19 protein-coding genes are annotated in these 23,522 nt (G+C 47.7%); 4 read left to right on the forward strand and 15 right to left on the reverse strand.

Annotation, left to right across the window (positions count from 1 at the left end; all coding sequences use genetic code 11):
* Position 1: 1 nt before the first annotated feature.
* Both AC1XTG_RS18860 and AC1XTG_RS18865 read right to left on the reverse strand, forming a co-directional pair.
* On the reverse strand, positions 2-451 hold the full coding sequence (locus AC1XTG_RS18860) for a response regulator (RefSeq protein ID WP_056285118.1): 450 nt from the start codon (positions 449-451) through the stop codon (positions 2-4).
* A 141-nt stretch (positions 452-592) separates the two neighbouring features.
* The gene (locus AC1XTG_RS18865) at positions 593-2,956 is read right to left on the reverse strand and encodes a TonB-dependent receptor (RefSeq protein ID WP_484843137.1); all 2,364 of its coding nucleotides are present in this window, start codon (positions 2,954-2,956) and stop codon (positions 593-595) included.
* A 282-nt stretch (positions 2,957-3,238) separates the two neighbouring features.
* On the opposite strand from AC1XTG_RS18865, the gene AC1XTG_RS18870 reads away from it, so the two are divergent.
* Positions 3,239-4,588: an MATE family efflux transporter gene (locus tag AC1XTG_RS18870; RefSeq protein ID WP_484843019.1), complete on the forward strand. Its 1,350-nt coding sequence runs from the start codon at positions 3,239-3,241 to the stop codon at positions 4,586-4,588.
* Between the two features lie 134 nt (positions 4,589-4,722).
* Positions 4,723-6,348 carry an NADP-dependent glyceraldehyde-3-phosphate dehydrogenase gene (locus AC1XTG_RS18875; RefSeq protein WP_484843020.1) on the forward strand — a complete coding sequence of 542 codons (1,626 nt, stop codon included), beginning with the start codon at positions 4,723-4,725 and terminating at the stop codon, positions 6,346-6,348.
* A 70-nt stretch (positions 6,349-6,418) separates the two neighbouring features.
* Here the strand turns inward: AC1XTG_RS18875 and AC1XTG_RS18880 are convergent, their stop codons facing one another.
* Entirely contained in the window at positions 6,419-8,479 is a 2,061-nt protein-coding gene (locus tag AC1XTG_RS18880; RefSeq protein ID WP_484843021.1) for a PAS domain-containing sensor histidine kinase, read from the reverse strand.
* 242 nt (positions 8,480-8,721) lie between these two features.
* On the opposite strand from AC1XTG_RS18880, the gene AC1XTG_RS18885 reads away from it, so the two are divergent.
* Together AC1XTG_RS18885 and AC1XTG_RS18890 are read left to right on the forward strand one after the other, a co-directional pair.
* Positions 8,722-10,728 carry an ATP-binding protein gene (locus AC1XTG_RS18885; RefSeq protein ID WP_484843022.1) on the forward strand — a complete coding sequence of 669 codons (2,007 nt, stop codon included), beginning with the start codon at positions 8,722-8,724 and terminating at the stop codon, positions 10,726-10,728.
* A 56-nt stretch (positions 10,729-10,784) separates the two neighbouring features.
* The gene (locus AC1XTG_RS18890; RefSeq protein ID WP_056285131.1) at positions 10,785-11,309 is read left to right on the forward strand and encodes a DUF4142 domain-containing protein; all 525 of its coding nucleotides are present in this window, start codon (positions 10,785-10,787) and stop codon (positions 11,307-11,309) included.
* Between the two features lie 26 nt (positions 11,310-11,335).
* Here AC1XTG_RS18890 and AC1XTG_RS18895 read toward each other — a convergent pair whose 3' ends face one another.
* The 12 genes from AC1XTG_RS18895 to AC1XTG_RS18950 form a co-directional block, all read right to left on the reverse strand.
* Complete coding sequence (locus AC1XTG_RS18895) at positions 11,336-11,887, reverse strand: hypothetical protein (protein ID WP_056285133.1); 552 nt, start codon at positions 11,885-11,887, stop codon at positions 11,336-11,338.
* Positions 11,888-11,894: 7 nt separating this feature from the next.
* On the reverse strand, positions 11,895-13,196 hold the full coding sequence (locus tag AC1XTG_RS18900) for an NAD(P)/FAD-dependent oxidoreductase (RefSeq protein WP_484843023.1): 1,302 nt from the start codon (positions 13,194-13,196) through the stop codon (positions 11,895-11,897).
* A gap of 103 nt (positions 13,197-13,299) precedes the next feature.
* Entirely contained in the window at positions 13,300-14,028 is a 729-nt protein-coding gene (locus tag AC1XTG_RS18905; RefSeq protein WP_056285139.1) for a methyltransferase family protein, read from the reverse strand.
* Positions 14,028-14,777 (reverse strand): carboxy-S-adenosyl-L-methionine synthase CmoA, encoded by a 750-nt coding sequence (cmoA, locus tag AC1XTG_RS18910; RefSeq protein WP_056285142.1) that lies wholly within the window; start codon positions 14,775-14,777, stop codon positions 14,028-14,030. The genes AC1XTG_RS18905 and cmoA overlap by 1 nt, the downstream gene beginning before the upstream one ends.
* 149 nt (positions 14,778-14,926) lie before the next feature.
* Positions 14,927-15,499, reverse strand: coding sequence for a DUF4833 domain-containing protein (locus AC1XTG_RS18915; protein ID WP_056285146.1), 573 nt, complete (start codon positions 15,497-15,499; stop codon positions 14,927-14,929).
* Between the two features lie 14 nt (positions 15,500-15,513).
* Complete coding sequence (locus AC1XTG_RS18920) at positions 15,514-16,419, reverse strand: PfkB family carbohydrate kinase (protein ID WP_484843024.1); 906 nt, start codon at positions 16,417-16,419, stop codon at positions 15,514-15,516.
* A 9-nt stretch (positions 16,420-16,428) separates the two neighbouring features.
* Positions 16,429-17,136, reverse strand: coding sequence for an HAD family hydrolase (locus AC1XTG_RS18925; RefSeq protein ID WP_056285151.1), 708 nt, complete (start codon positions 17,134-17,136; stop codon positions 16,429-16,431).
* Positions 17,137-17,208: 72 nt separating this feature from the next.
* On the reverse strand, positions 17,209-18,252 hold the full coding sequence (locus AC1XTG_RS18930; RefSeq protein WP_056285155.1) for a lysylphosphatidylglycerol synthase transmembrane domain-containing protein: 1,044 nt from the start codon (positions 18,250-18,252) through the stop codon (positions 17,209-17,211).
* A complete protein-coding gene (locus AC1XTG_RS18935) occupies positions 18,233-19,204 on the reverse strand; it encodes a CDP-alcohol phosphatidyltransferase family protein (protein WP_056285158.1) in 972 nt (323 codons plus the stop codon). Before AC1XTG_RS18935 ends, AC1XTG_RS18930 begins: the two co-directional genes overlap by 20 nt.
* On the reverse strand, positions 19,204-20,073 hold the full coding sequence (locus AC1XTG_RS18940; protein ID WP_484843025.1) for a hypothetical protein: 870 nt from the start codon (positions 20,071-20,073) through the stop codon (positions 19,204-19,206). The genes AC1XTG_RS18935 and AC1XTG_RS18940 overlap by 1 nt, the downstream gene beginning before the upstream one ends.
* A gap of 58 nt (positions 20,074-20,131) precedes the next feature.
* The gene (locus tag AC1XTG_RS18945; RefSeq protein WP_484843026.1) at positions 20,132-20,845 is read right to left on the reverse strand and encodes a nucleotidyltransferase family protein; all 714 of its coding nucleotides are present in this window, start codon (positions 20,843-20,845) and stop codon (positions 20,132-20,134) included.
* A 27-nt stretch (positions 20,846-20,872) separates the two neighbouring features.
* Positions 20,873-23,443 carry a DUF5686 and carboxypeptidase-like regulatory domain-containing protein gene (locus AC1XTG_RS18950; RefSeq protein ID WP_484843027.1) on the reverse strand — a complete coding sequence of 857 codons (2,571 nt, stop codon included), beginning with the start codon at positions 23,441-23,443 and terminating at the stop codon, positions 20,873-20,875.
* Positions 23,444-23,522 lie beyond the last annotated feature (79 nt).

Consider the following 23,522-nt stretch of genomic DNA (forward strand, 5'->3'; position numbering starts at 1 on the left):
ATTAATACTGATAATAAAAATTTTCTGCTGCCGGAGCCCAGTTGTGCTTCTTCCAGTCAATGTCCAGCACCTGCTTGATCGCCTGCTTCAATTTGGGGAAAGAGCCTGGTTTCCTGATAAAAAAGTTGGCTCCCTGCTGATGTACCTTACGCACCATTTCTTCCTGTCCGCTAGTTGAGAAAATCACAACAGGAATACCCTCCCATTCTTTTGTATTTCTGATTTGTTCAAGACATTCAAACCCGTTTTTCCTCGGCATGTTGAGATCGAGAAATATCACGTCGGGCGGAGGTGGTACCGTGGTTTCCATTAAATTAATAAGCTCAACCCCGTCATTCGCAGTCACCAGCTCAGCAGAAGTACTTACCTCCCTTAGCGCATCCTCGAACAACATGCAATCGTCTGCATCGTCGTCGGCGAGGAAAATTGATTTATTTGGTTTAGTGCTCATAGTCCAAAATTAAGTATTAGGGTAGATAACAAAAACGTTGATCAATACATTCCGTAAAACCTTAATAATGGTTTACTTGCTCACGATTTCAAAATCATATACAAGGTAAGAAAATTAAAATTTTAAATAAAAAGAGAATTCCTAAAAATCGCCTTCAAGGCTCTCTTTCGGCTTTTTCTTCGCCTGGTGCAAGCGATAGTTTAGTGTAAGATTGATTTGTCGCAGCCTGCCCTGCGAGCTGTTTCTTGTATAAAAATTAGCTCCCTCCGTAATCGACCTGAACTTGCGGGAATTGAAAACATCGATCACACTGAGCGTCAGCGTAGCATTGTTTTTCAGGATATCCCGGGTGGCTGCGAGATCGAGCGTGGCGAGCGCTTTTCTTCTGCCTTGCGGGGTTTGCTGCGGCGCTTCATAGTTACCGCGAAGTTGTACGTCGGTTGTTTTCCACAATGTCAGCCGCGACATGGCACGTACAAACCAGCTGTAAGTATCACTTTTGAATGTATCATCCACATTCGCGCCGTCGGTAATTGCCCTGAAAAAATTGAAGCTTGCATCAAACTTCCACCATTGAACCGGATTGAAAGAGCTCGTAAACTCTGCTCCGTAAGCATCCTCGGTACCCAGGTTCTCAGGCCGGGTATAAGAGCTTCCATCCTCCTGCACGCGCCGGATACTCGTGATCTTCCCATTCGTATGCCGGTAGTAAAGCGAAGAAGTAAGCGAACCTTTTGCGAGGTACTTGATGTGGCCAAGCTCAAATGCATTCGTGAACTCCGGATTAAGGTCGGGATTTCCGCTCCAATAATTCCGGTTATCGCTGTACGTCGCGAACGGACTGAGATCGTTGTACTGCGGCCGGCGCACCCTGCGGCTGAAACTGAGCTGGAATGCATTCTGTTTTGCCAGGTCATAAGTAACATGCACGCTCGGGAACAGATTTGCATAAGTTCGTTTATTCACCTCCGCAGTCTGCTTCAACTCGGTTGTTACCCCTGTCCATTCTGCACGCAACCCCGCCTGATAAGATACCTTACCAGTTTTATTGCCAACGATCCCGTAAACCGCATTGATGTTCTCTTCGTATAGGAAATCGTTGGTCAGATTTGGTAAGGTGATCCAGCCGCCGTCGTTTGCACGCTGTGTTACGGTGTAGTCGTTTGTCATATCGCGTGAGCTGCTCCTGCCTCCCGCCTCAAACTTGCCGTCCTTGGCAAACGGGTGCACATAATCAGCCTGGAAAAGCAGCTGCTTCTCCGTTTCATAGTTCACAGCCTGCTGCAATAGCGGCGCTATATCCGACGGACTTCCATTCGGATTGTACACGTTCTCATTGTAATACTGGTCAGAGTTTTCCCAGTTGTCGAGGTACCGCACATCTGCTGTAAACTCCTGGCCTTTACGGTTAAATGTCTTCTTGTAAGTAATGGAATACTCTGAATTGGGCTCTGTTTCTGTTTCGTCCTGGGTACGGATCGTGTAGCTCGTAAGATTGTTCTTGTTCGTCAGGTAATCCCGGTAAGTCAGCGTTGAAAAACGTTTACCCTTGCTTGTGCGCCAGGTATAGGAGCCGGTCAGGATGTTTTTGGGATTGAAATAATAATCAATCCCCCCGCGTGCAGAGTTGGCCATTCCTTTCAGATTGGTCTTCATATCCCGCTCCATGATGAACGTGGAATCGTCACGGTAAAGCTCCTGGTATACGAAGTTTTTACCCGGCGTGTTCCGGTACGACATGGTATAATTAATGAAGAAGTTAAGGTTCTTGCGTCTGTAATTAACATTAGCCGCCGCTCCGTAGTTGGTCGGGTGCCCCGTTATAATGTCAAAAGATCCGTTGATACCCTCTTTCCGTTCTTTTTTCAGCACAATATTGATCACCCCTCCCATTCCCTCGGCTTCATAGCGCGCCGACGGATTAGTGATAATTTCAACCCGCTCGATCATGCTTCCCTGCAATTGCTGCAAGCCGCTTGCTCCTTTGATGCTCACCAGGCCCGAAGGTTTACCGTCGATGAGTATACGCACATTACCACTTCCGCGCAGACTTACATTGCCTTCCACGTCCACAGCTACTGAGGGTACATTTGTGAGTATATCCACGGCTGTCCCACCCGCATTGGCGAGGTCTTTACCTACATTAAATATTTTTTTGTCAAGAGACAGTTCCATGGTGCTTTTCTCTGCCTGCACCGTCACTTCGTCCAATGTGCGTGCAGACGGGCTGACTTTGATTAATCCTAAATCAAGCGGAGAATTGGAGGCGGCAAGACGTACGTTAGAGGTAAACTGCGGCTTGTACCCGATAAATTCTGAAAGTGCATAATAGTTACCTGCTGAAATGTCGACAATGAAGCCTCCCGTTTCGTCGGTAATTGCACCGCTTACAAAAGAACTGTCTGCGGCTTTAAAGAGCCTGATACTCGCATATCCCAGCGGACCACTCGTTTGTGCGTCTACGATCTTACCGGTTACTTTCAGCTTTGCAGTACCCTGCCCCATTACGCCGAAGGCACTGAGACAAACACACGCGAATAAACCAAATGCCTTCAAAAATTGCCTCTGTCCCACTGCCGGCGCCCCGCCAGCGGCGAACTCCCTGTTCATGCCCATTCTGTTTTTTGTAATATTTTTATCGATACTCACTGCCTTGAAATTGCTAACAATAGAAACCGGTTTGCAAACCGGATTTACTCTAACCTGCTACATAATAGGACGAAAGATTCTTGCGCTGACCTCTAATTGGCTACCTTTGCAACCTTTTTAGCATATCCACACGATTCCATGAAAAACGAAGCCTCACAAACGTTAAGATTAGCCTTTCCAATCATCATCGGAGAGCTTGCCCAAATGGCGCTCCACCTGATCGACAGCGCGATGGTAGGTGCGATCAGCTACAAGCACCTGGCTGCTGCTGCGCTGGTGATCAATGCCATGAACATTCCTTTCGTGATCGGGATCGGAATGACAATCTCGGTATCCCAAATGGTGTCGCTTGCGAATGGAAAGCAGGATGCGCAGCAGGTTTCACATTACCTTTTCAATGGTTTTGTGCTTTGTACACTTACCGCGCTCGCTATATCATTCACTCTGGTGTTTGGCAAAGACCTGCTTTATCACCTGGGCCAGGATCCTGAGGTAGTTACCCTTGCAATTCCATTCATGCAGCTGATGGGGATTTCCATTATCCCGATGTTGCTTTTTATGACATTAAAACAATTTGCAGACGGACTGGAATCAACCCGCACTGCCATGATATTCTCGCTAGCAGGTATGCCCCTCAACATTCTGCTGAACTGGCTGCTTATTTACGGCAACTGGGGCTTTCCGCGGCTTGAACTGCTGGGTGCCGGCTGGGCTACGCTGATTACCCGTACCTGCATGTTCCTGGCACTGGGTTACGTAGTGCTCAGCCACAAAACCTTCGCCAAATACATTGCAGTGCGCCGCAAACAGTGGAAGCTGAAAAGCCACACCATGGGCGAGCTCCTGCATATCGGCGTACCAAGCAGCCTGCAGATCGGTATGGAGGCGGGTGCATTTGCAGTATCGGGGATCATCATCGGTACATTAGGTGCGGTATCACAAGCTGCACACCAGATCGCACTGAGCTGCGCTTCATTTACATTCATGGTCTCCATGGGACTTGCCCAGGCAGGCTCTATCCGCGTCAGCAATGCGCTGGGCAGGTCCGACTGGCAGAAGATCATCGTGATCGGCAAGAGTACCCTGATCACCGCATTGATTTACGGAATCCTCTGCGCTACAATGTTCGTGGCACTACGCCAAATACTCCCTTTCGCATTCAATAAAGAGCCGCAGGTTGTTTCACTTGCTGCATTGCTGCTGCTATTTGCCGCTATTTTCCAGATATCGGACAGTACCCAAGCGATCGGTGCCGGACTTCTACGGGGCATCAAGGATGTAAAAACGCCCACTTTCCTGATCGGGATTGCGTACTGGGTTATTGGTATTCCGGTCGGTTACCTGCTTGCATTCCATTTTGGTATGGGCGCACCAGGTATGTGGCTCGGACTGATCGCCGGACTTACGCTGGCCTCAGGGTTCCTGATCACCCGTTTTTTGAAAATGGGCAAAAGGAATGCAGCAGTGCCTGCTGCGAGCCGCATTTGAGCTGATCTCCGCTAATTGCAAACAGTGTTTAAGGTTATTTGGTAATATACGTCGTCAGGTCTTTCTAACGGGAACTGTCCGTCTTCAAAAATCATTACTTAAATAAACCAAGCATTCATTTAGCCAGTTAGAAAATGGATTTTAACGCCGCATTGAAGAACATCTTTGTCGAAGAAAGCGAAATCCCGTCGGAGTTTAGCTTACCCTCCCTGATCCACCAGCGCGAATACCTGAGCGACGGTGTCATGAAACCCTGGGACGGTCCTGTTCACGAAGTTTACTCACCCGTTTGTGTCAAAACAGAAAACGGACTTGAAAGGAAGCTGATAGGCAGTTACCCGGTTTGTACAGCCGCAGAAGCCGAAGAGTCGCTGAATGCGGCAGTTGCTGCTTATAACAACGGTCGCGGCGAGTGGCCGACAATGGGCGTAGCGGAAAGGATCCACCGGGTCGAGAAATTCACCGGCCTCATGATCGAGCAGAAAGACATTATTGTCAAGCTCATTATGTGGGAGATCGGTAAATCGTTCGCTGACTCTGCCAAGGAATTTGACCGGACCGTTGAATACATTTACGCAACCATTGACTCACTGAAAAACCTCGACCGGGATTCATCCGGCTTCGATATTGTGGACGGAATTGCCGCGCAGGTACGCCGCTCCCCGCTGGGTGTTGTACTTTGTATGGGGCCGTTCAACTACCCGCTCAATGAGACATTTACCACATTGATCCCTGCCCTGATCATGGGCAATACCATTCTCTTCAAACCCCCGAAATTCGGTACGTTACTACATTACCCTTTGCAGGAAGCATTCAGAGATTGTTTTCCAAAAGGGGTTGTTAATGTGATTTACGGTCGCGGGAATGCCATCGTACCCGGGCTGATGCAATCCGGTAAAATCAATGTACTTACGCTGATCGGATCGAGTAAGGTTGCCAATGAGCTGAAAAAGCAGCACCCGAAAGTAAACAGGCTGCGTGCCGTTTTAGGACTGGACGCAAAGAATGCGGCGATAGTTACTCCCAATGCAGATCTTGACCTCGCAGTTAAGGAGATCATCCTGGGTGCACTTTCCTTCAATGGACAGCGCTGTACTGCATTAAAGATCATTTGGGTACATAAAAGCGTGGCTGACCAGTTCCTGGAAAAACTGAGCGCCGCCGTAGGTACGCTTAAATTTGGAATGCCGTGGGAGAAAGGTGTTTCCCTCACACCACTTCCGGAAACCAACAAGATCGAATACCTCAATGAATGCATTTCCGATGCATTAACGCACGGCGCGTCTGTCGTGAATGAAAATGGTGGAAAATCGGAAGGCTCGTTCTTCTATCCGGCGGTGGTTTATCCGGTGAATAAAGAAATGAAGCTATACCATGAAGAACAGTTCGGTCCAATCGTTCCGGTAGTTCCGTTCGAGGATCTTGAAGAGACAATCGAGTTCTTAATCGAGTCTACCCACGGGCAGCAGGTAAGTATTTTCAGCAACGATGCCGACGAAGTGGCTGCGCTGATTGATCCGCTTGTGAACCAGGTAAGTCGGGTAAATATCAATACACAATGTCAGCGAGGACCTGATGTTTTCCCATTCACGGGTCGCAAGGACAGTGCGGAAGGTACATTATCTGTTCCCGACGCCATCCGTGCATTCTCGATCCGGTCGCTTGTCGCATTCAAAATGAACGAGCAGAATAAGCAGCTGATCAACGAGATCGTGCACGAGGATACATCCAATTTCCTGAGCACCAAGTTTATTTTCTAATAATAACATAAATGAAAAAACCTTCTCAGTCTGCATTGAGAAGGTTTTTTCATTTATACCAAAACTAAAATCAGTCCCGGCTGACAGGCAGGTAAACGTTAAATGTAGCCCCTTGTCCTGGTCGCCCCTCCGCAGTAATATAGCCGTCGTGGTTCTGCACGATTTTCTTGCAGATTGCCAGGCCAATACCTGTTCCTTCGTATTCGTTTTTCCCGTGCAGCCGCTGGAACAGATCGAAAATGCGGCTCTCATATTGCTGATCGAAACCGATCCCGTTGTCTTCTACGCTGATCTTATAAAACTCACTTTCGTCTCCTTCCTTGGCAATGATCTCACAGTGAATGCGGATTACCGGCACTTCCCCCTGCCTGCTGTATTTGATTCCGTTACTTACCAGATTTTGCATCAGCTGGTAAAATTGTACAGGTATTACGGGAATTACGGGCAGCTTACCCAGTTCAAATACAACCTTTTTCTCGTCAATAATCCCTTCCAGATCTGTGATTACCTCTTGTACGATCCCGTTGAGATCCGTATCCACAAACTGTATGTTGTTTGAATTTGTCCCCGAGTAACTCAGCAGTGCTTCGATCAGCTTTTGCATCCGGGCAGCCGCGAGCATAATCCGGTTGAAATAGTCGGTTGAATTTTCGGAAAGGTGCTTTTCTCTTTCCAGAATGCGTCCACTGAATGCACGGATCTTGCGAAGTGGCTCCTGCAGATCGTGCGAGGCGACATAGCTGAAAGATGCAAGCTCCTCATTGTTTCGCCGCAATTCGATGTTTTTGATCCGCAGCGCCTCATTCAGCTTAATGTCTTTTGAAACATCCTGCAATGCGCCGATCATCAGCTGGTTACCTGCTTCCAGAATAAAATTCCCGCTCAGGCGCAAGTGCTTGATATCGCCGGTACGTGTAACAACACGGTAGGTACTTTGGATCAGGACTTTCGTCTCAAACGCGCGTATACCGTCCCGGATAGCTTTGCTGCGGTCATTCGGGTGTAAAAACGAGATGAATTGTTCGAAAGAAGGCGCAAATTCCTGCGGCTCATAACCGATCAGGCGGTAGAGATTGTCGGAACATTCCAGCTCGCTGGTAGTAAGATTCCACGCATAGCTGCCCACATTCGCGTTTTCCTCCGAATGCTTGAAAATTGAATTCTGGATTTTCAGTTTCCGGTTCAGGTCCAGCAGCTCCATATCCGACCGGAGCTGTTCAGTAATGTTGCGCTCTGTCACGGTCACACCGTCACCCAGCTTTTCGATCGACGCATCGTACCAGGTAACTTCCCCTCCACGCACGTGACTCACCTGAAAGTTATCGGACATGCCGCTTTCCAGGCACTTCGTTAATTTTTCAAAAACACCATTCTCAAAAATGTCCGGATACACTTCGCTGCACCTCGCGCCTATAACTCCCAGTTGTCCTTCCGCTTTCCTGAAAAAAGCTTCCGAATTGGTATACACGATCCGGAAGTCGACAATGCGCTGCTGTTCATTCCGCACCGCCTCGTAGGATGATATGCTATTGCTGGTCGTGTTAAGTATAGATTGTAAAAACTCCTCCGATCTTTTTAGCTGCTCGGTTCTTTGCTCCACTTTGCGTTCGAGCTCCTCGGCAAAGTTTTTCTGCTCATGCACATCCATACACCCGCCCACATAGCCGATAAAGACACCGTCGGAAGTATAGCGGGGCACACCCCTGTCGGCAATCCACCGATAGGTCCCATCGAACCGGCGGAGCCTGTATTCCATGTTGAAGTCCTGCCTTGCATCAAAGCTCGACGTGTAAATGTGCAGGCAACGCTCCAGATCGTCGGGATGAACACCTGCTACCCAGCCGTTCTCGAATTCCTGCTCGATGGTCTTACCCGTAAAATCCAGCCACCCTTTATTGAAGAAGTAGCAGCTCTTATCAATACCCGAAAGCCAGATGAGAACGGGCGCAGTGTCAGCAATGACCCGGAACCGCTCTTCACTCTCCCGAATCCTCGCCTCTGCTTCATTCCAGCCCTCGCCCTCCGCTTCCCGTAGTTCGACGTAAGAGGTCGTATTAGAAGCACGCGCTTTCGCCAGTTCCTCTTCCAGGTCGGCAATCCGCTTTATTAATGAGTTATAATCTGCATTCATGCCGTAGGCAATGTTGTCACTAATCAATTTACGAGATCACGGCTGCATTCGCGATTCCGATCTTGAATTAACATCCGATTATTTGTACTTTCGAAAGCAATGTCTGCCGCTTCAATACCGTTCAATAAGTTAAATTTTTACTGGCATCGTTATTTGCCTTTCTATTTAAAACCGCTTTGGAAAAGTGGTCAGAATCTTCTTTAATTGTAAACCTTCTTCTATAAAAAACAGCAGCCACCGGCATGAGTTTACCAGCGACAGGAGACGAAGCATTCAGGCGAACCGGTTCGCAAGATGATATCGAGCGGGAGCTCCTGCAAGAGAAACTGGCTGTTATATTCCAGTATTCTACAGATGCGCATTTGCTCTTTGATGAAAACGGGATTATCGACTGCAACCAGGCCGCTGTGACAATGCTGGGTTGCAAAGACAAAAAAGAACTGCTCTCCATTCACCCTGCTGCTTTTTCTCCTGAATACCAGCCTGACGGACAGTTATCTTCCGAGAAGTCGAAGGCAATGGATAAGCTGGCTTATGAAAGCGGCTACAATCGATTCGAGTGGATTCACCGGAGAATCAATGGAGAAGAGTTCCCTGTTGAAGTTACCCTCAATCCCGTTCCGATCAACAATAAGAAGGTACTGCTCGTCGTGTGGCACGATATAACGCAGCGCAAGCAGGCAGAGGAAGCAATCAGGCGCAGCGAGGCATTGCTGGCCGAATCGCAGCAACTTACGCACAGCGGCAGCTGGGAGGCAGATCTGGTAACCGGTCAGAACTTCTGGTCTGACGAAGCTTTCCGGATTTTCGGTTTGGAACCGGACTATGCCGGGCCGGATACCGAGCTTTTTTCCAGAATGATCCACCCGGATGATCTTCAACTATACAGAAAACACATCCGGGAGGCAATCAATAACCTTGAACCCGCAAGCTTTGACCTGCGGATTGTGATGCCGGACGGAAATATCAAGTTCATACACGCCATTGGAAAACCTTATACCGACGCTTCCGGCAAAGTTGTCAAGTTGTATGGCGCGATCATGGACATTGATAACCAGAAGAAAGCGGAGCAGGAGCTGATCCACGCCAAAGAAATGGCGGAAATGGCGGCTGTGGCCAAATCGCAGTTTCTCTCAACCATGAGCCACGAGATCCGCACGCCCATGAATGCGGTAATCGGCTTCACCCATTTGCTGCTGCAGCAAAATCCGACCTCGGAGCAAATGGAGTATCTGAACATCCTGAAATTTTCTGCCGAAAACCTGCTGGTACTGATCAACGATATTCTTGATTTCAGTAAAATAGAGGCTGGCAAGATCGAGTTTGAGGAGACAGATTTCAATGTATTGTTCCTGCTGGAAAACATCCGCTCGGGTGTTCTTCAGAAAGCGAATGAAAAGGGTATCCTGCTGAAATTAAAAGTAACCAACAGCGTCAATGTAACGGTGACGGGAGACCCGGTCAGGCTGGGGCAGATACTGACGAACCTGGTGAGCAATGCAGTCAAATTCACAGAGCGCGGCAAAGTGACGATCTCGGCTGATGTAGCTAAAAGGGAAGGCGACACCATCCTCATCGACTTCCGGGTGGAAGATACCGGAATCGGGATCCCGCCTGAAAAAATCGAAAACATATTCGACAGCTTTACCCAGGCAACCTCCGATACGACACGGAAATACGGCGGCTCAGGTCTCGGGCTTACCATCACAAAAAGGCTGCTGGAATTACAGCAAAGCAAAATTTACGTCGAAAGCGACCCGGGACAAGGATCCGCATTCTATTTCAGTCTCGCATTCAAAATCAGCGAAAAACAACTTGCCCAACAGACTGCGGGTACATTCACCGGCACGTTCAGCCTGGAAGGAATGCGGGTACTTATTGTGGAAGACAATGCGATCAACGTGCTCCTGATGCGCAACTTCATGAAACAATGGAAGGTTGATTATGACGTAGCCGATAACGGGCTGATTGCATTGCAAAAGGTGCAGCTGGCCGATTACGATCTGGTGTTAATGGATCTTCAAATGCCCGAAATGGACGGGTACGAGGCTACTTTGAAAATCAGGCAGCTTCCCGGTGAGAAATATGCAAATCTTCCCATTGTTGCACTTACCGCCTCGGCGATGATGGATATCAAGGATATTGCATTTACAGTTGGCATGAACGATTATATCAGTAAACCTTTCAGTCCTGCCGAGCTTTATTCCAAAATTGCTTCCTATAAAAGGAACAAGGACAGCGACCTTTAATCCCACTTCTGATTGGCATAATATTATTTGAGCTTGCACAAACCATTGCAACTCTCATGAAAAAGCCCCGCCTGTATTTCCTGCTTCTGCTTACGCTCACCCTTTCCTGTAGTGACGACGACGATGAAAACGCACGGCGCATTTCCATTACCGAAGACGATCGCGCATTTGTGCTTGCCGCTGCTGATGAAGGACTCTTCCAGATCAGCGCGGGTCAGCTTGCATTGGAGAACCAGGCTTCCAAAGACTATGCGGACTTTGCACAATTGATGATCGATGGTTATACAAAATCAAATGACGAGTTGAAGGCATTTGCAGCTGATAAAGACCTGACTATCCCCAACACGATTTCCGACGAGCGACAGCAGGCGCTCGACAGCCTCGCTTCCCGCAAAATGGTTGCTTTTGATACCACTTACGCAGCCACTATGGTAGCTATGCATACCAATACCATTTCCTTTTTTGAAGCTCAGGCAGGTACAGTTTCGGACAATGCATTAAAGTCCTGGATCAATGGAAAAATTCCGGTGTTGCGCAGCTATCTCGAACAAGCCAAAGCGCTCAGCAAGTCGCCGCAATAATGAAGGAGAAATTAATTGAAGTTGAATTATCCCCAATTGGAATAGCCGTCGTTAGTCAGGATATCACGGCCACTGTGTAGTTTGAAATCCTGAATAATGGCATCCCGCTCAGCCAGGTTCTTGGGATCGACGCTGATGATGATACCACCTTCTTTTACGCCCTCTTCGTATGTTTCCGAGTGTGTTGACGGAATTCTTGCACCTATTATCCCCCCCAGCGTGCGACCTGTAATTGCGCCTGTGATCCCTGCCACAACCGGCCCTGCAATGGATATTCCCAGTCCGGGTACAGCTATAAGGCTCAATGACATAAATAATCCGGTGAATGCGCCTGTCGCGCCACCGATCACCTTCCCTTTTTCTTCCTCGTTCGCCGGTCTGGACTCCGGTTCGGAGTGATCGCTTGAATCGCTTAAATGCTTGTTCAGCGTTTCGTCGGACATGAGTACAGAGATCTCGTCTTCTGTGTAGCCTTTTTTCAAAAGCGATTTGTATGCTTTATCCGCATCAGCCCTGGTCAGAAAAACAGCAGATACCGTACCCGGCGAGTCGTAAGCGTAGGATGAAGATTCTGTCATAGCGCAATCAGATACTTGGGACTTTTTGTATGGATACTGGAGCTTCCTGCTCGTCACGTTCGGCCGGCTTGATGATCATCCGCAAAGACTGGTCTTTCGTGAAATACGCGACCATCCAGTTATAAAGCGTCTTGATCCTGTTACGCTGGTTGATCAATGCGATGAGGTGAATGAAAAGCCAGGCAAGCCACGCAATAAGACCTTTGAAATGAAGCTTGGGTCGTGGCATATCCACAACGGCTTTTGCACGACCGATAATCGCCATTGAACCTTTGTCGTGGTATGCAAACGGTTTCAATGTTTTGTTCTCGTCAGCCGCCTTGAAATTGTGGGCCAGTGTTTTCCCCTGCTGTATGGCAACCTGCGCTACCTGAGGGTGTCCCTGCGGGAAGTTGGCGTCAGTAAGTTGCAGGCACGCATCGCCGATCGCATATATATTATGCAGTCCATTGACTTTGTTATACGCATCTACAAGCATTCTGCGGCCTCTTCCGTAAGCTTCCGGCGGAACTCCGTCGAAAACTTTACCCGTAACTCCGGCAGCCCAGATGAGTGTTTTGGTTTCTATGAATTCACCGTCCGTGAAGTAAACCTTATCTTCTTTGAAGTCTACCACATGCGCATTCAGCTTGATTTTTACGCCCAGCTTGCTCAGCGCTTCGTAGGTATCCTGCTGCGATTTCACACTCATAGGCGAGAGCAAAGCGTCTCCCCCGTCGACCAGGTAAATTTCACTACCTTTTCCGGCAAGCTCGGGGTATTCTTTCCGCAGTACGCCGTTCCGCATTTCTGCAAACATCCCCGAAATCTCAACTCCGGTCGGCCCGCCGCCTGCAATTACAACGGTGAGCAGCTTTTTTACTTCGGCGGGATCTTCGCAGATCGTCGCCTTTTCCATTTGCTGAAGCAATTTGTTACGCATGCCAATTGCGTCTTCCAGCGTTTTCATCGGAGTGGAGTTGTTTTTCACATTCTCCATTCCGAAAAAGTTGGTTTCTGCGCCGGTTGCAAATACGAGCTGGTCGTATTCCAACTCTCCATTTGCGAGTATAATGCGGTTTTCCTCAGGTATTACCCTTGTAAATTCGCCAAGCCGGAAGTGCAGGTTTCTCCTTTCTGAAAACAGCTTTCTGAAAGGATAGCTGATGCTCGAAGGTTCCAGGAATGCAGTGGCTACCTGATATATCAATGGTGGAAAAAAATTGTAGTTGTTTTTATCCACCAATGTCACGTCAAACTTTTTGTTTTTGGCAAGATCCATAGCCAGGTTTACGCCGGCAAATCCTCCTCCAATGATAACGATTCTCATAAGTCCTGTTTTGGTCTTAGGGGGTCATGATTTTTATGTTCATTCAGAAGGGTTCAGATTTACCTGACTGCCAAATAGCATGCCAAAGCATTTTAAAAGTGCATCAAGCCATCGTATCGGTCATTTTTCCTGATTTTTTCAGATAACGGATATAACCGTACACCGCACCAAGCACCAGTACAATCGCCACGAACAGAATAATGCGCGAATCACTCTCGGGCACGAGCTGCGGATATTTGAAGATCAGGATCGCGCAGATACCCAGCAGCCAGACCAGCAGCGTGTTATACTCTTTCAGTATCCATCTTTTGTAATTGAAATTCATGCCGTCAAATGCGTGGGATATACCCCGGAAGTTGATCAGCCAACGGTTAACACGGCTGCAATACGCATCGAACTGGGCACCGAATTTGTTACGCAGAAAGTTTTCCTCTGCTAGTACGATTGCCTGATAAATAAACAGAAAAAGGGGCATTACGATTCCCACATAAATGAGCGAATTGGCAAGAATTCCGACACCCAAAAGCATCAGGATATTCCCCACATACAGCGGGTTGCGGCAGTGATTGAAGATCCCCTCGGTCACCAGCTTTTCGGCATATACCTTCTTGTCTTTGCCACCGCGAATGATATAGGCCAAGCCAATGGTAATCCCGCGGATAATCTCGCCTGCAAATGTCACCAGCAGCCCGAGTATGATCGGGTACAAATAGTATTTTTCACCGAATTGCTCGGGTTTGAAAAGTAATGGTGACGGGAGAAAAAGAAGGAGATAAAGAAAGATGAACAGATTGTTCCTGTACTTAAAAAAGAAGTTTCCTATTGCTATCATTATTTTTTATAAGCTATCATTCCTGAAAAATTGTACCACTTAAAGAATATTTCGCAATCCGCGAAACCGGCTTCCTTCAACAGGAGCATGTTTTCAGATAACTTATACGGGATCAGCACATTTTCGAGCGCCTCTCTCTTCTGGGAGATTTCGAGCTCGCTATAATGGTTTCTTCTTTTATAGTTATAGTAATATTTAATGAAGTCGCGATTGAAAACGGTGCTTTCAGCAAGTACCTTTTCTACCAGCAGCAGCACACCGCCGGGATTCAGTCCATCGTAGATGTTACGCAAAAGCCGCTCCCGGTAGAGCGGGCGTACAAATTGCATGGTAAGACAAAGGATTACTACCGAGGCATTTGAAATGGGTAAAGTCTCCTGCTGCAAATCGCCCGACTGTAAGTCGTAGGGACGCACGAAGCCGGCTTCTTTGAATTTGAGGTCGCACTTTTCAAGCATTTCCGGGGATTCGTCAATGCCGATAAATTTAATGTCAGACGGGATAAGCTTGTCGACTTCGATGAGCGTGGTGCCGGTAGAGCAGCCCAGGTCATATAAAAAGCTGCCTTCTTTGACGTGGTCCGCGGCAATTTCCGCGAGCATCCGCTGTGTTTCGTTGTAAAACGGTACAGAGCGGCTGACCATATCGTCAAACACTTTTACTACGGTAGTACCGAATTTAAAATCGGAGGCTTTGGTGATCTCGTCTTTGAAGACTTCATCCTGACCTCCGTTCTCAATATGCTCCATTTGTCAATAGTTAGATTACGTTAGATTTCGCTTGGCTTTTCGGTCAAAACCGAAAATTCCATTCCAAATATGCGAACTTGTTACGTAACCTTTACAAGCAACTGAATAATCCTGTTGCAATCTTATGACAATTTGGCGATTTGAGCCATTCAGGAGGGTTTTATACGTTGAACAATCGTCTTTCCGGTAGCAAGTTCTGTTCCCTTCAATTCTATGTAAAGAACATTTGGCGACCAGAATGTACCCCCGTCAATGCGGATGAAAACCCGGCTGAGAATGCATTCTTTTTTATCGATCGTGGCGTAAACGTGGTAGGTGTTGCGGCTGTCTCTTCTTAACTGTAACGGAAGCTTTGAATAAGCCACCGAACGCAGTTCGTAAGATGCATTGCCTTTGTCTTTCACATTGATACCGTAGGCAAACTTGCGCTGAAGATAATTGAGCTCTCTGCGCTCACCGCCATCGGTATATCTGATCCAGAATGTATTAACAGGATCTTTAACACTAAGCCGGCCCTGTTTGTCGGTATTTAGCTGATAACAGATTGTGTTTGCATTCGGGTCACGCTGGATGTAAAAGAGCAGACCAGGCACATCGCTTGGGACTGGGAATTCGTCCGGATTGGGCAGCTTATCGCCGTCCTTGTCGCCTGCGGAGAAAGTCCCCGAGTACGACGCCAGTATCAGGCTCAATGCCATCAACCAATTCCTCACATATTTCATAATAGATAAACGCTTCAGTAAATGGCCTGCGCGATCACTTCACGATCACACTCCCCATGCAAGACAACATGATTAACTGCCTCCTGGTTTCCAGAAAACGGCCCCGAAGACTGAATTTTTAATGTCGCCATTGCTGCTCCAAACTCCCCCGCTTCCTGTACATCCGCACCTCTCACTTTCTTGCTTAGGTATCCGGCCATATAAGTATCCCCGCAGCCGGTAGCATCCACCACAGCCGCAGGCTTGTAAGCCGGAATCTGGTAAAAATGATCGTCTTTGTAAACGAGCGACCCTTTGCTGCCGAGCGTAATGATTACTTCTTTCACGCCCATCCCGGCGATTATTTTCGCGCCGTCGCGGATATCGGAAGTGCCGGCGATCACCTCCATTTCGAATTCGTTCGCTTTCAGTATTGACACGTGCGGCAGTGCTTCCTGCTTGTCTGCCCAGTCGGTGTAATACACTTTTTTATCCTTTACATACCGCAGGTAACCCTGAATATCGAGCGAAACCTGACCTTTGGATGCAAGATGTTTGAGTAAATCGAGCTGGATATCATCCGAAAGCAGCGGCCCCAGATGGAAGATGCGGGATTCTATTTCAGGCATTTGCTTCACTGTGAACGAAGCGGCTTTGTGCAGCACATTCTGTTCACGGTGGTCCTGATTGGCACTGTAAATATTTTCGAAGTAAACTGTGTAGGGACTGTCCTGGGAGAAAACTTCAATGCGCTCGTCTCTGAGCGACTTCACAATGTGGCTTTCCTCCTCGGCGAGCGCGGTGACCAGCATGTATTTCACATCAAAATCCCGCAGCGCCTTTGAAAAATAAAACGAGGTGCCGCCAGGCATATAGTTGACCGACTGAGTAGTCACAACCTTGTCAAGGGTAATATGCCCTATCGTACAGATATCGTACATAAGCTTTTATTAAAATTGATTTATAACCCCTTCTGCCTGAGCAAAATCGGTAATTTCAACAACACCTTCCAGCACCTGATCCGACCCGCCGGCATCTTCCCAGCCGGCTACATTCAGCCAGATAGCCTTGCAGCCCAGCTGCCTGGCCGGTGCAATGTCCTTCGAATATGAATCTCCGATCACAACACAGGCTTCTGCATTCAATCCGAGTGCATTTACCCCAAGCTGATAGATCTGCGGATCGGGTTTTCTCACGCCAACCACGGCAGATTCAACCACCGTTTGGAAGTAACCCAGGATACCGAAGTCTTCAAGCACACTTTGAATGTTCCCGTAAAAATTGGAAACCATTACAAGCGGATAATTTGCTGAAAGTGCGGCAAGTACCGGCTTCGCATTCTCCACAGTAGTGCGTGCGAACTCATTGCATTCATGTGCAATGGCGTCTATTGCGCTCACATCAATATCGTGCCCGCTTTCCTGCAAAAAACGGAACTGCTCATTCAGTTTCAGTGAAAGAACGTCGTAGAATACATGCTGTGGCTGTACAAGCGGCTTGATAGCCAATGCCCGCTCGCCGTATTTGTAAGCCTGCGAAAATGCATCCCTGTCAACATTTACCCGATTGTGCTGGTAAGCTTCCCACAAAACATGCGCCCAATGCAGGCCATTGGTGTCGATTGTACCACCGTAGTCGAGTAAAATTCCGTTGATCATTAGTAATTGGCTTTCGGCAGTCGGCAATCGGCTATCAGCCTGGTGCGTTTTGCCTTGTTATGTATTTAAAAATTAGCGGTGCGCAGCCGCGGGTACGGCATTCAGGTCTTCAGTTCCTTGCTGCTCATCTGGCTTGGCTTTCTTGCTCATCAATGCAAGCCCTATGATGATCCAGACGATCTCTCTGATGCGCATTACAATGCCGATGAAAATGCCTTGCGTGGCTGCGAGTCCTACGCTCCGCAATGCGAGTACCAGGCCGCCTTCGCGCGTGCCCAGCTGCATGGGGAAGAAGAATATCAGGTTGGCAAAAAGAGACGAGCCTGAGCTCACGATCAATGATTGTGAGAGACTCATTTCCATTCCGATCGCGTGGGCAGTGAAGAATATTTCAAGACAGCCGATCACACGGGCCACAAATTCATAAAACAGGGATGCGTAAAAAACATCGCGGCGCTGCGCATACAGAATGCGGATCTGCTCGTCAACTTCATACAGGTTCTCTGCATTTTTGATAGCGAATTCACGCGCGCGGTTTCCTACAAAAGGCAGTTTTTCAAGCAGGCGGAATGTGCTGACCATGAAGCCTTTTTTGTACACATTAATAAACCAGTAGCCCAATACCAGTCCCACAACCAGCAAAATCCCGCAACCAGCAAGCATCACATCGCTGAGCGGAACAACTGCGACGATCAGCACAATGCTTGCAAGCCAGAAAATCACGTGGGAAAACATGTGCATCAAACTGTAAAGCAGCACCGAAGAAGTCGCTTTTTTCAGTCCCAGTGCAGGTTTGAGTTCGAGGATCCGGTAAGGCTCCCCGCCCAGTGCAACAAAGGGGGTAATGTAATTAATGGCATAACCGGAGATCGTCAGCCTGAGAACAGCCCAGTATGACAGATTACTCTCGGGTACCGAAGGCTCATGAATAATCGCTTTGAAAGCGAATGCATTCAACATATAAATCAGCAGCCAGCTTCCGATCACCGGTACAAACCAGATGCCGGTTAACTGGATGTTCTCCCAGATCACGTCAACCCCGGTGCCATAAATCATATAGCCCAGAGAAATGACGCCTATCGCGAGAAAAACTGCTTTATATATTTTGGTATTCATTGATTTTACCGCTCGTAATCTGCTGATGAAAATATTTGCTCACTTTTTCCTGGTTCGCGATCATGTAAATCAGAATGGGGTTCAGAACAAGCATATCAAAGAAGAAATAGATCCATGACTGGTCAATAAAAAGCCAGAGGAAAAGAAAAATGACGCGTGTATTGAACTGAACGATATTGGTATACTTCATCAAAGGCTTGTTCATCGCCCTGAAATCCGTCACAAGCTTTTCCGGTAATCCGTTTCTGTATTTGTTTCTGACAACCCAAAGCAGGTTTTGAAGGTTTGGTGAAAAACTTTCCTGCATTTTGGTATAGTTCAGGTAAAACCGCGCAACGAACTTCATTCCAAAGTTCCTGGTCCAGCTCAGCTTGTCATACTCCGTCTGCAACTCGCGGCTATTATCCAGCTCGCTGCCGGAAGTGCCTTTGATGAAGAATAAATGCACATTGCGGTAATAGTCCGCCATTGCGGATTGTACTACGTGTGAAGCGCCGGCCAAAACTCCCCAAACCCAGATCCACGCAGTCCAGCCCTCATTCATCCCGCGCAAACACAACGCTACGTGAATGGCAATAAACCAGAAATCGCCCGCAGCACCGTCGAGAATGCGACCCAGGCGACTTTTATCATTTGTCATCCGCGCAAGCTGTCCGTCGGCACTGTCCAGTGAATTGGCAAATACCAGCAACAGCATACCGATCACATTGATCCAGAGCTCCTGAGAATAGAACAGGATACCTGCCCCTACCCCAAAGAAAATACTAACGATAGTGACCGGATTGGGACGGATACCTACTTTGGCACAAAACAATGCGATCTGATACCCGATCGGGCGATAGAACCAGATATCGATCTGCTCCTCGGTATCGCTTGATTTTAATGAGTTTTGAAAAGCTGAATTACTGGGTTCGTCCTTTAATTCAGATGGTCCGGTAGTTGAAGTCTCCATTAATTGTCATTTGTAAATTCCTGAAAAATGCGGCCCGCAATATGTCCGGCCGCCTGATCCCGGCAAGGTGCAAAGCTCGGCCAGTCGTTCAGATCGATAATCCGGAATTGTCCGTCCTGCCCTACAATCGCGTCGCCTCCGTAAATACTTATACCAACGGCCTTCGCTGCCTCGGTCGCAACCTGCTGCAAATGTGCAGAGTCAAAGGTGTAATACGCCGAATTTCCATTAACCTGCTGGTATTGGGCGTATTTATGGTGGTTGTTATCGTAAGGATAAAACCAGAAGAAAAAGTCGGTACCGCGCACGCCGTAAAATTTCACCAGGTCACCCACGAGGTTCTCAGAAATTACCGCATCCGGGATATCGCGCAATGCATACTCCCGCAGAATTTCTTTTGCCTCTTCGCGGGAAGCAGCAAATGAAACATCCTCTTTATGGATCGCGTGAAAATCGCCGCGTTTGATCCAGTATCCTTTGCCTTTGATATCGTCAAACACCGTTTCCTGATCGTAGCTGGTAGGCACGATATAGCTGTCTGCCACGGGAATGTGGTGTTCGTTCAATGCTCTTGTCAGATTGGTACGAAAGCAGTTTTCGATGCCAAATGCTGAGTTAACCACTTTCACGCCACTGTTTTCCAGCTCCTGCAACCTGGCTACAACCTGCTTTTGTCTCGCCATTGTAAAAATCCTGGGCTGCTGCACTTCTTTCAACGCCAGGAATTCATCTTCACAGCAGATCGTCACTTTGCACCCCATTGCTTCAAGTGCTTTGGCTGTCAGCGAAAAGATCGCGTCGTCGTTGCCAATGTGATTTGGCGAGTACTTTTTGTTTCGGTGTACGCCGAGTATTTCAATTTCATTCATACGCTGCCGGTAAATGAACCGGTCTTTAATTCATTGGTGTCAGTTTGTTTTCTGATTTTCAAGCGAGGTGTTCCTGGCTCAAAAAAGATTCTGCTGTTTCTATATCGCTGACGTGATCTACGTCGACGATTTTGGAAAATGGATAAGCCTTCAATTCAATTCCTTCCGCCACAAGCTGCCGCTGAAAATTCCGCATTCTGGAAGTGCCGCTACGGACAGATTTCCCTAGAACTTCAATCGCTTTTTTGCGCAAACAGTAAATGCCGCCCGAGATATAGGGAGTCTGCATTTCATTGGAATCTGTAAATGCAGTGATGATCCCGCTTTCATTTATATGCACGAAAAGCGGACTTTCATCATCGATAAACGAGGTTACCGCCATTTGCCCGCCCAGGTCTGCATTGGATTCAAAAGCCAAAATGAAATCAGCAAATTCCTCCTCGCGGAAAATCGTGTCGGTTGTTGTGAGGCAAACTGCATCTATTCCGGCAACGCCATCCAGCAACTCAAATGCGCTGTGCAATGAACTGGGTGTTGTTTTTTTAATGATATCAATGGGCAGATCCTTCCGTAGTTCGAGCAAATGCGCTTCGAGTTCCGGGGAGTTTTCATTGATGATAATCCTGATGCGCTCAGCCTGATTCCGCATGAAAATGCCGATCAGCCTGTCGATCATCATCTCGCCGCAAAGCGGTACCATCGGCTTCGGAAGTTGAAAACCTTCGCTGGCGAGCCGGGAACCTTCACCTGCGGCTATGATGGCGTAATTCATATAATTGGTGTCTAATGAAATTTGATACTAGAAGTCCAGCTTGAACCTGGCGCGAACACCCCATTCCGACACACCTGGGTTATCGAGATAGGTAAACCTTTTCACCAGATCAATCCGGATCAGCTTGAAAATATTGGCGATACCGACGCTGCCTTCAATGTAAGGTGCCCGCGACAATGTGTAGCTGATTGGCCTGCCTGACTCATCCACCGGGAAACGATATAGTGAAGGATGTAAGGCGGGATTATTCTCATCGCGCAAGCCGCCGACAAGACCTTTGAAACTGAACACTTCACGCAACTTCAACCTTTTCAGCAATGGTATTTTATTGAACAAAAACCCATTCATGTAATATTGCACATCCAGGCTTGCATAACGGTCGCTCACAAATTCCAGGAAGTTCATCAGGTTGAATGAATTGAGCTGGTAAGCGTAGGTCTGGTTAGCACGGTGGATTGTCAGCAGCGGGAACAATACATTTTTTCCAAAAATATAACCACCCTCTCCCGTCACATCTGCATATCCGAACTGCGACAAATAGAACCGTTTCGCAATGTTACCCGACAAATTGTGGTACCTATTCTGACCTTCGAAAACACCTTTCAAACCTGCATTGTAACGAACTGTAAAGATCGGATACCGGTTGATTATTGGCGTGCGGTACAACTTACCCTGATAGAATTGCTCGTTGGGCGCATAACGCAGTTCCAGGTTCGCCTCCGTGTTGTTCAGAATACCTTCGTCGTGGAGTGAACCGTCGGGATCGAGGCTTTGATAGCGAAGTATCCCGGCTGCGCGCTGGCTCCATTGCGTAAATCCGATTTTGTAAGACAAATGGTTATCAAACTCTCTGACGTATTCCAGCTTGTAAATGTCATTGTAAAGCCAGCGGTTATTGTCCCCGCGCTTGAATGAAAGCAGCAGGTTATCTTCCTGCACAAACTGCAGTTCCTGTCCGGGGATCTTAGTATCGCGCTGGTAGCTTGCCCTGATGTAGTTGAGCGGAAAATGATAAACCGACTTATTATTGATCGAGTAGGTACCTGCTACGAAATACTTCCATTTTTCGTCTTTGAAACCGTAGGCGGTATATGCTTCAAAATACACGCGCTTGCTAAGTTCGGGCGTAGTTCTGCCACCGAAACGGAGCCTGAAACCTTCAACCGGGTTGAAGCTGTAAAAAGTATTAAAAGGGCCGATCTCCACTTTCCCGAGCGACTTGTAACCTGCCAGGAACAAGGTGGCGATATCCATGGTACGCCGGAATGAGGGAATGGTCTGGAGTGTGTCTATATTCTTGTAAATGTCAAGCTCGGTAGCTTCCAGCGGAATGTGGCGCGCACTTCCCCAGAAAGACTCCCCTACTTTAATCTCGGGATTATACGCAATTTCCTCATTCGGACCTTTGTAAACGCTGTCGGGCCGGCTCTGATTGATCGTATAATTTTTGAAGTTAACTACCCTCTGACCATATAGTCCCGCGCTTTTCTCACCCAATGCAAATTCCATTGCGAGGGACGTCTTGCTTGGGTGGTACCTGCCGTCAGCACTTTTCTCGAATTCGAGACTGGCTTCCAGGTCGCGCATGAAGTTGAGGTTAATATCTTTGTTTACGGTCAGATAGGCATTCTGCACACCGTATTTTCCGTCGAGGGTCACAAACAGCTTCCCTTCGAAAAGCATATCGGTCTTGTTTCTCGGAACAAAGCCGAGTTCGATCAGCCATGGATCATTGGTTTTAATGGTATCCCTGATAAAGAACTTGTAAAATGTCGGCGCTGTATTTGCGATCGGGCTCAGCAGCAGGTTGGTAGCAATGGAAATATCATTATCATAAATGTTGATATCTTCATACAACCTGTTGAAATACGCGCTTAAACCTTCATTGTCCACAAACTTGGCATCAAATTCTGCCCGACGACTGGCCAGTACGCGCTGCTTTTTGGTGTACGGACTTTTACGGAAGTAAACCTGAGAAAGCTTTTCTTCTATAAATGCTGGGAGCATATTCTTGCCGCCCATTGCCGCAGAATCCTGGGTTTTAAACAAAAACTGGTAGTTCTTGAAAATACGCTTGTCCTTGAAATTGTCGGAAAGATTGCTCAATGCAAGTGAGATCTTTTCGTACTGTTCGTATTCCACATATTCGTTACCCGCCATTTTGTTCTCATCCTTGTGCGCAATTACCTCGCGGATGAGCTGTACTGCCGGATTATCCTTATTCCGGTAACGTCCTCTCCCTTTAACAGTTACCTCTTTCAGCATGGATGCATCCACAGACAGCTTCACATCAATTACCTGTGAAATGCCGGGAGTGATCGGCTTTTCTACACTCAGGTAACCTACGTAAGTGAATTTGATGGTAGCGTAATTTTCACGGAGCGTCAATGCATAGCGACCGTCTGCATCAGAAGCTGTTCCCATAGTTGTACCCGGGATCAGCACCGAGACGAAAGGCAGGGTTTCACCTGTTTTTGCGTCTGTGACGGTACCTTTAATCGTAGTCGTATTTTGCGCTATGGCTACGCCCGACAATATCTGTATCAGACAGATAACCGGAGCGATTTTATACCATACCGACTTAAATATTGTTTTCATTTTTGAAGATCATAACACATGTTGTACCCATCCACCTCCGGCAGTTCACATACGGCGCGTGCCGCTGTTCCGATGGTGT

Source organism: Dyadobacter sp. HNCC25DJ183 (assembly GCF_056895175.1).

Coding starts and splice junctions, on each gene's coding strand:
- AC1XTG_RS18860 (WP_056285118.1), bottom strand. CDS start 451: ATGAGCACTAAACCAAATAAATCAATTTTCCTCGCCGACGACGATGCA.
- AC1XTG_RS18865 (WP_484843137.1), bottom strand. CDS start 2,956: ATGGGGCAGGGTACTGCAAAGCTGAAAGTAACCGGTAAGATCGTAGAC.
- AC1XTG_RS18870 (WP_484843019.1), top strand. CDS start 3,239: ATGAAAAACGAAGCCTCACAAACGTTAAGATTAGCCTTTCCAATCATC.
- AC1XTG_RS18875 (WP_484843020.1), top strand. CDS start 4,723: ATGGATTTTAACGCCGCATTGAAGAACATCTTTGTCGAAGAAAGCGAA.
- AC1XTG_RS18880 (WP_484843021.1), bottom strand. CDS start 8,479: ATGAATGCAGATTATAACTCATTAATAAAGCGGATTGCCGACCTGGAA.
- AC1XTG_RS18885 (WP_484843022.1), top strand. CDS start 8,722: ATGAGTTTACCAGCGACAGGAGACGAAGCATTCAGGCGAACCGGTTCG.
- AC1XTG_RS18890 (WP_056285131.1), top strand. CDS start 10,785: ATGAAAAAGCCCCGCCTGTATTTCCTGCTTCTGCTTACGCTCACCCTT.
- AC1XTG_RS18895 (WP_056285133.1), bottom strand. CDS start 11,887: ATGACAGAATCTTCATCCTACGCTTACGACTCGCCGGGTACGGTATCT.
- AC1XTG_RS18900 (WP_484843023.1), bottom strand. CDS start 13,196: ATGAGAATCGTTATCATTGGAGGAGGATTTGCCGGCGTAAACCTGGCT.
- AC1XTG_RS18905 (WP_056285139.1), bottom strand. CDS start 14,028: ATGATAGCAATAGGAAACTTCTTTTTTAAGTACAGGAACAATCTGTTC.
- cmoA (WP_056285142.1), bottom strand. CDS start 14,777: ATGGAGCATATTGAGAACGGAGGTCAGGATGAAGTCTTCAAAGACGAG.
- AC1XTG_RS18915 (WP_056285146.1), bottom strand. CDS start 15,499: ATGAAATATGTGAGGAATTGGTTGATGGCATTGAGCCTGATACTGGCG.
- AC1XTG_RS18920 (WP_484843024.1), bottom strand. CDS start 16,419: ATGTACGATATCTGTACGATAGGGCATATTACCCTTGACAAGGTTGTG.
- AC1XTG_RS18925 (WP_056285151.1), bottom strand. CDS start 17,136: ATGATCAACGGAATTTTACTCGACTACGGTGGTACAATCGACACCAAT.
- AC1XTG_RS18930 (WP_056285155.1), bottom strand. CDS start 18,252: ATGAATACCAAAATATATAAAGCAGTTTTTCTCGCGATAGGCGTCATT.
- AC1XTG_RS18935 (WP_056285158.1), bottom strand. CDS start 19,204: ATGGAGACTTCAACTACCGGACCATCTGAATTAAAGGACGAACCCAGT.
- AC1XTG_RS18940 (WP_484843025.1), bottom strand. CDS start 20,073: ATGAATGAAATTGAAATACTCGGCGTACACCGAAACAAAAAGTACTCG.
- AC1XTG_RS18945 (WP_484843026.1), bottom strand. CDS start 20,845: ATGAATTACGCCATCATAGCCGCAGGTGAAGGTTCCCGGCTCGCCAGC.
- AC1XTG_RS18950 (WP_484843027.1), bottom strand. CDS start 23,443: ATGAAAACAATATTTAAGTCGGTATGGTATAAAATCGCTCCGGTTATC.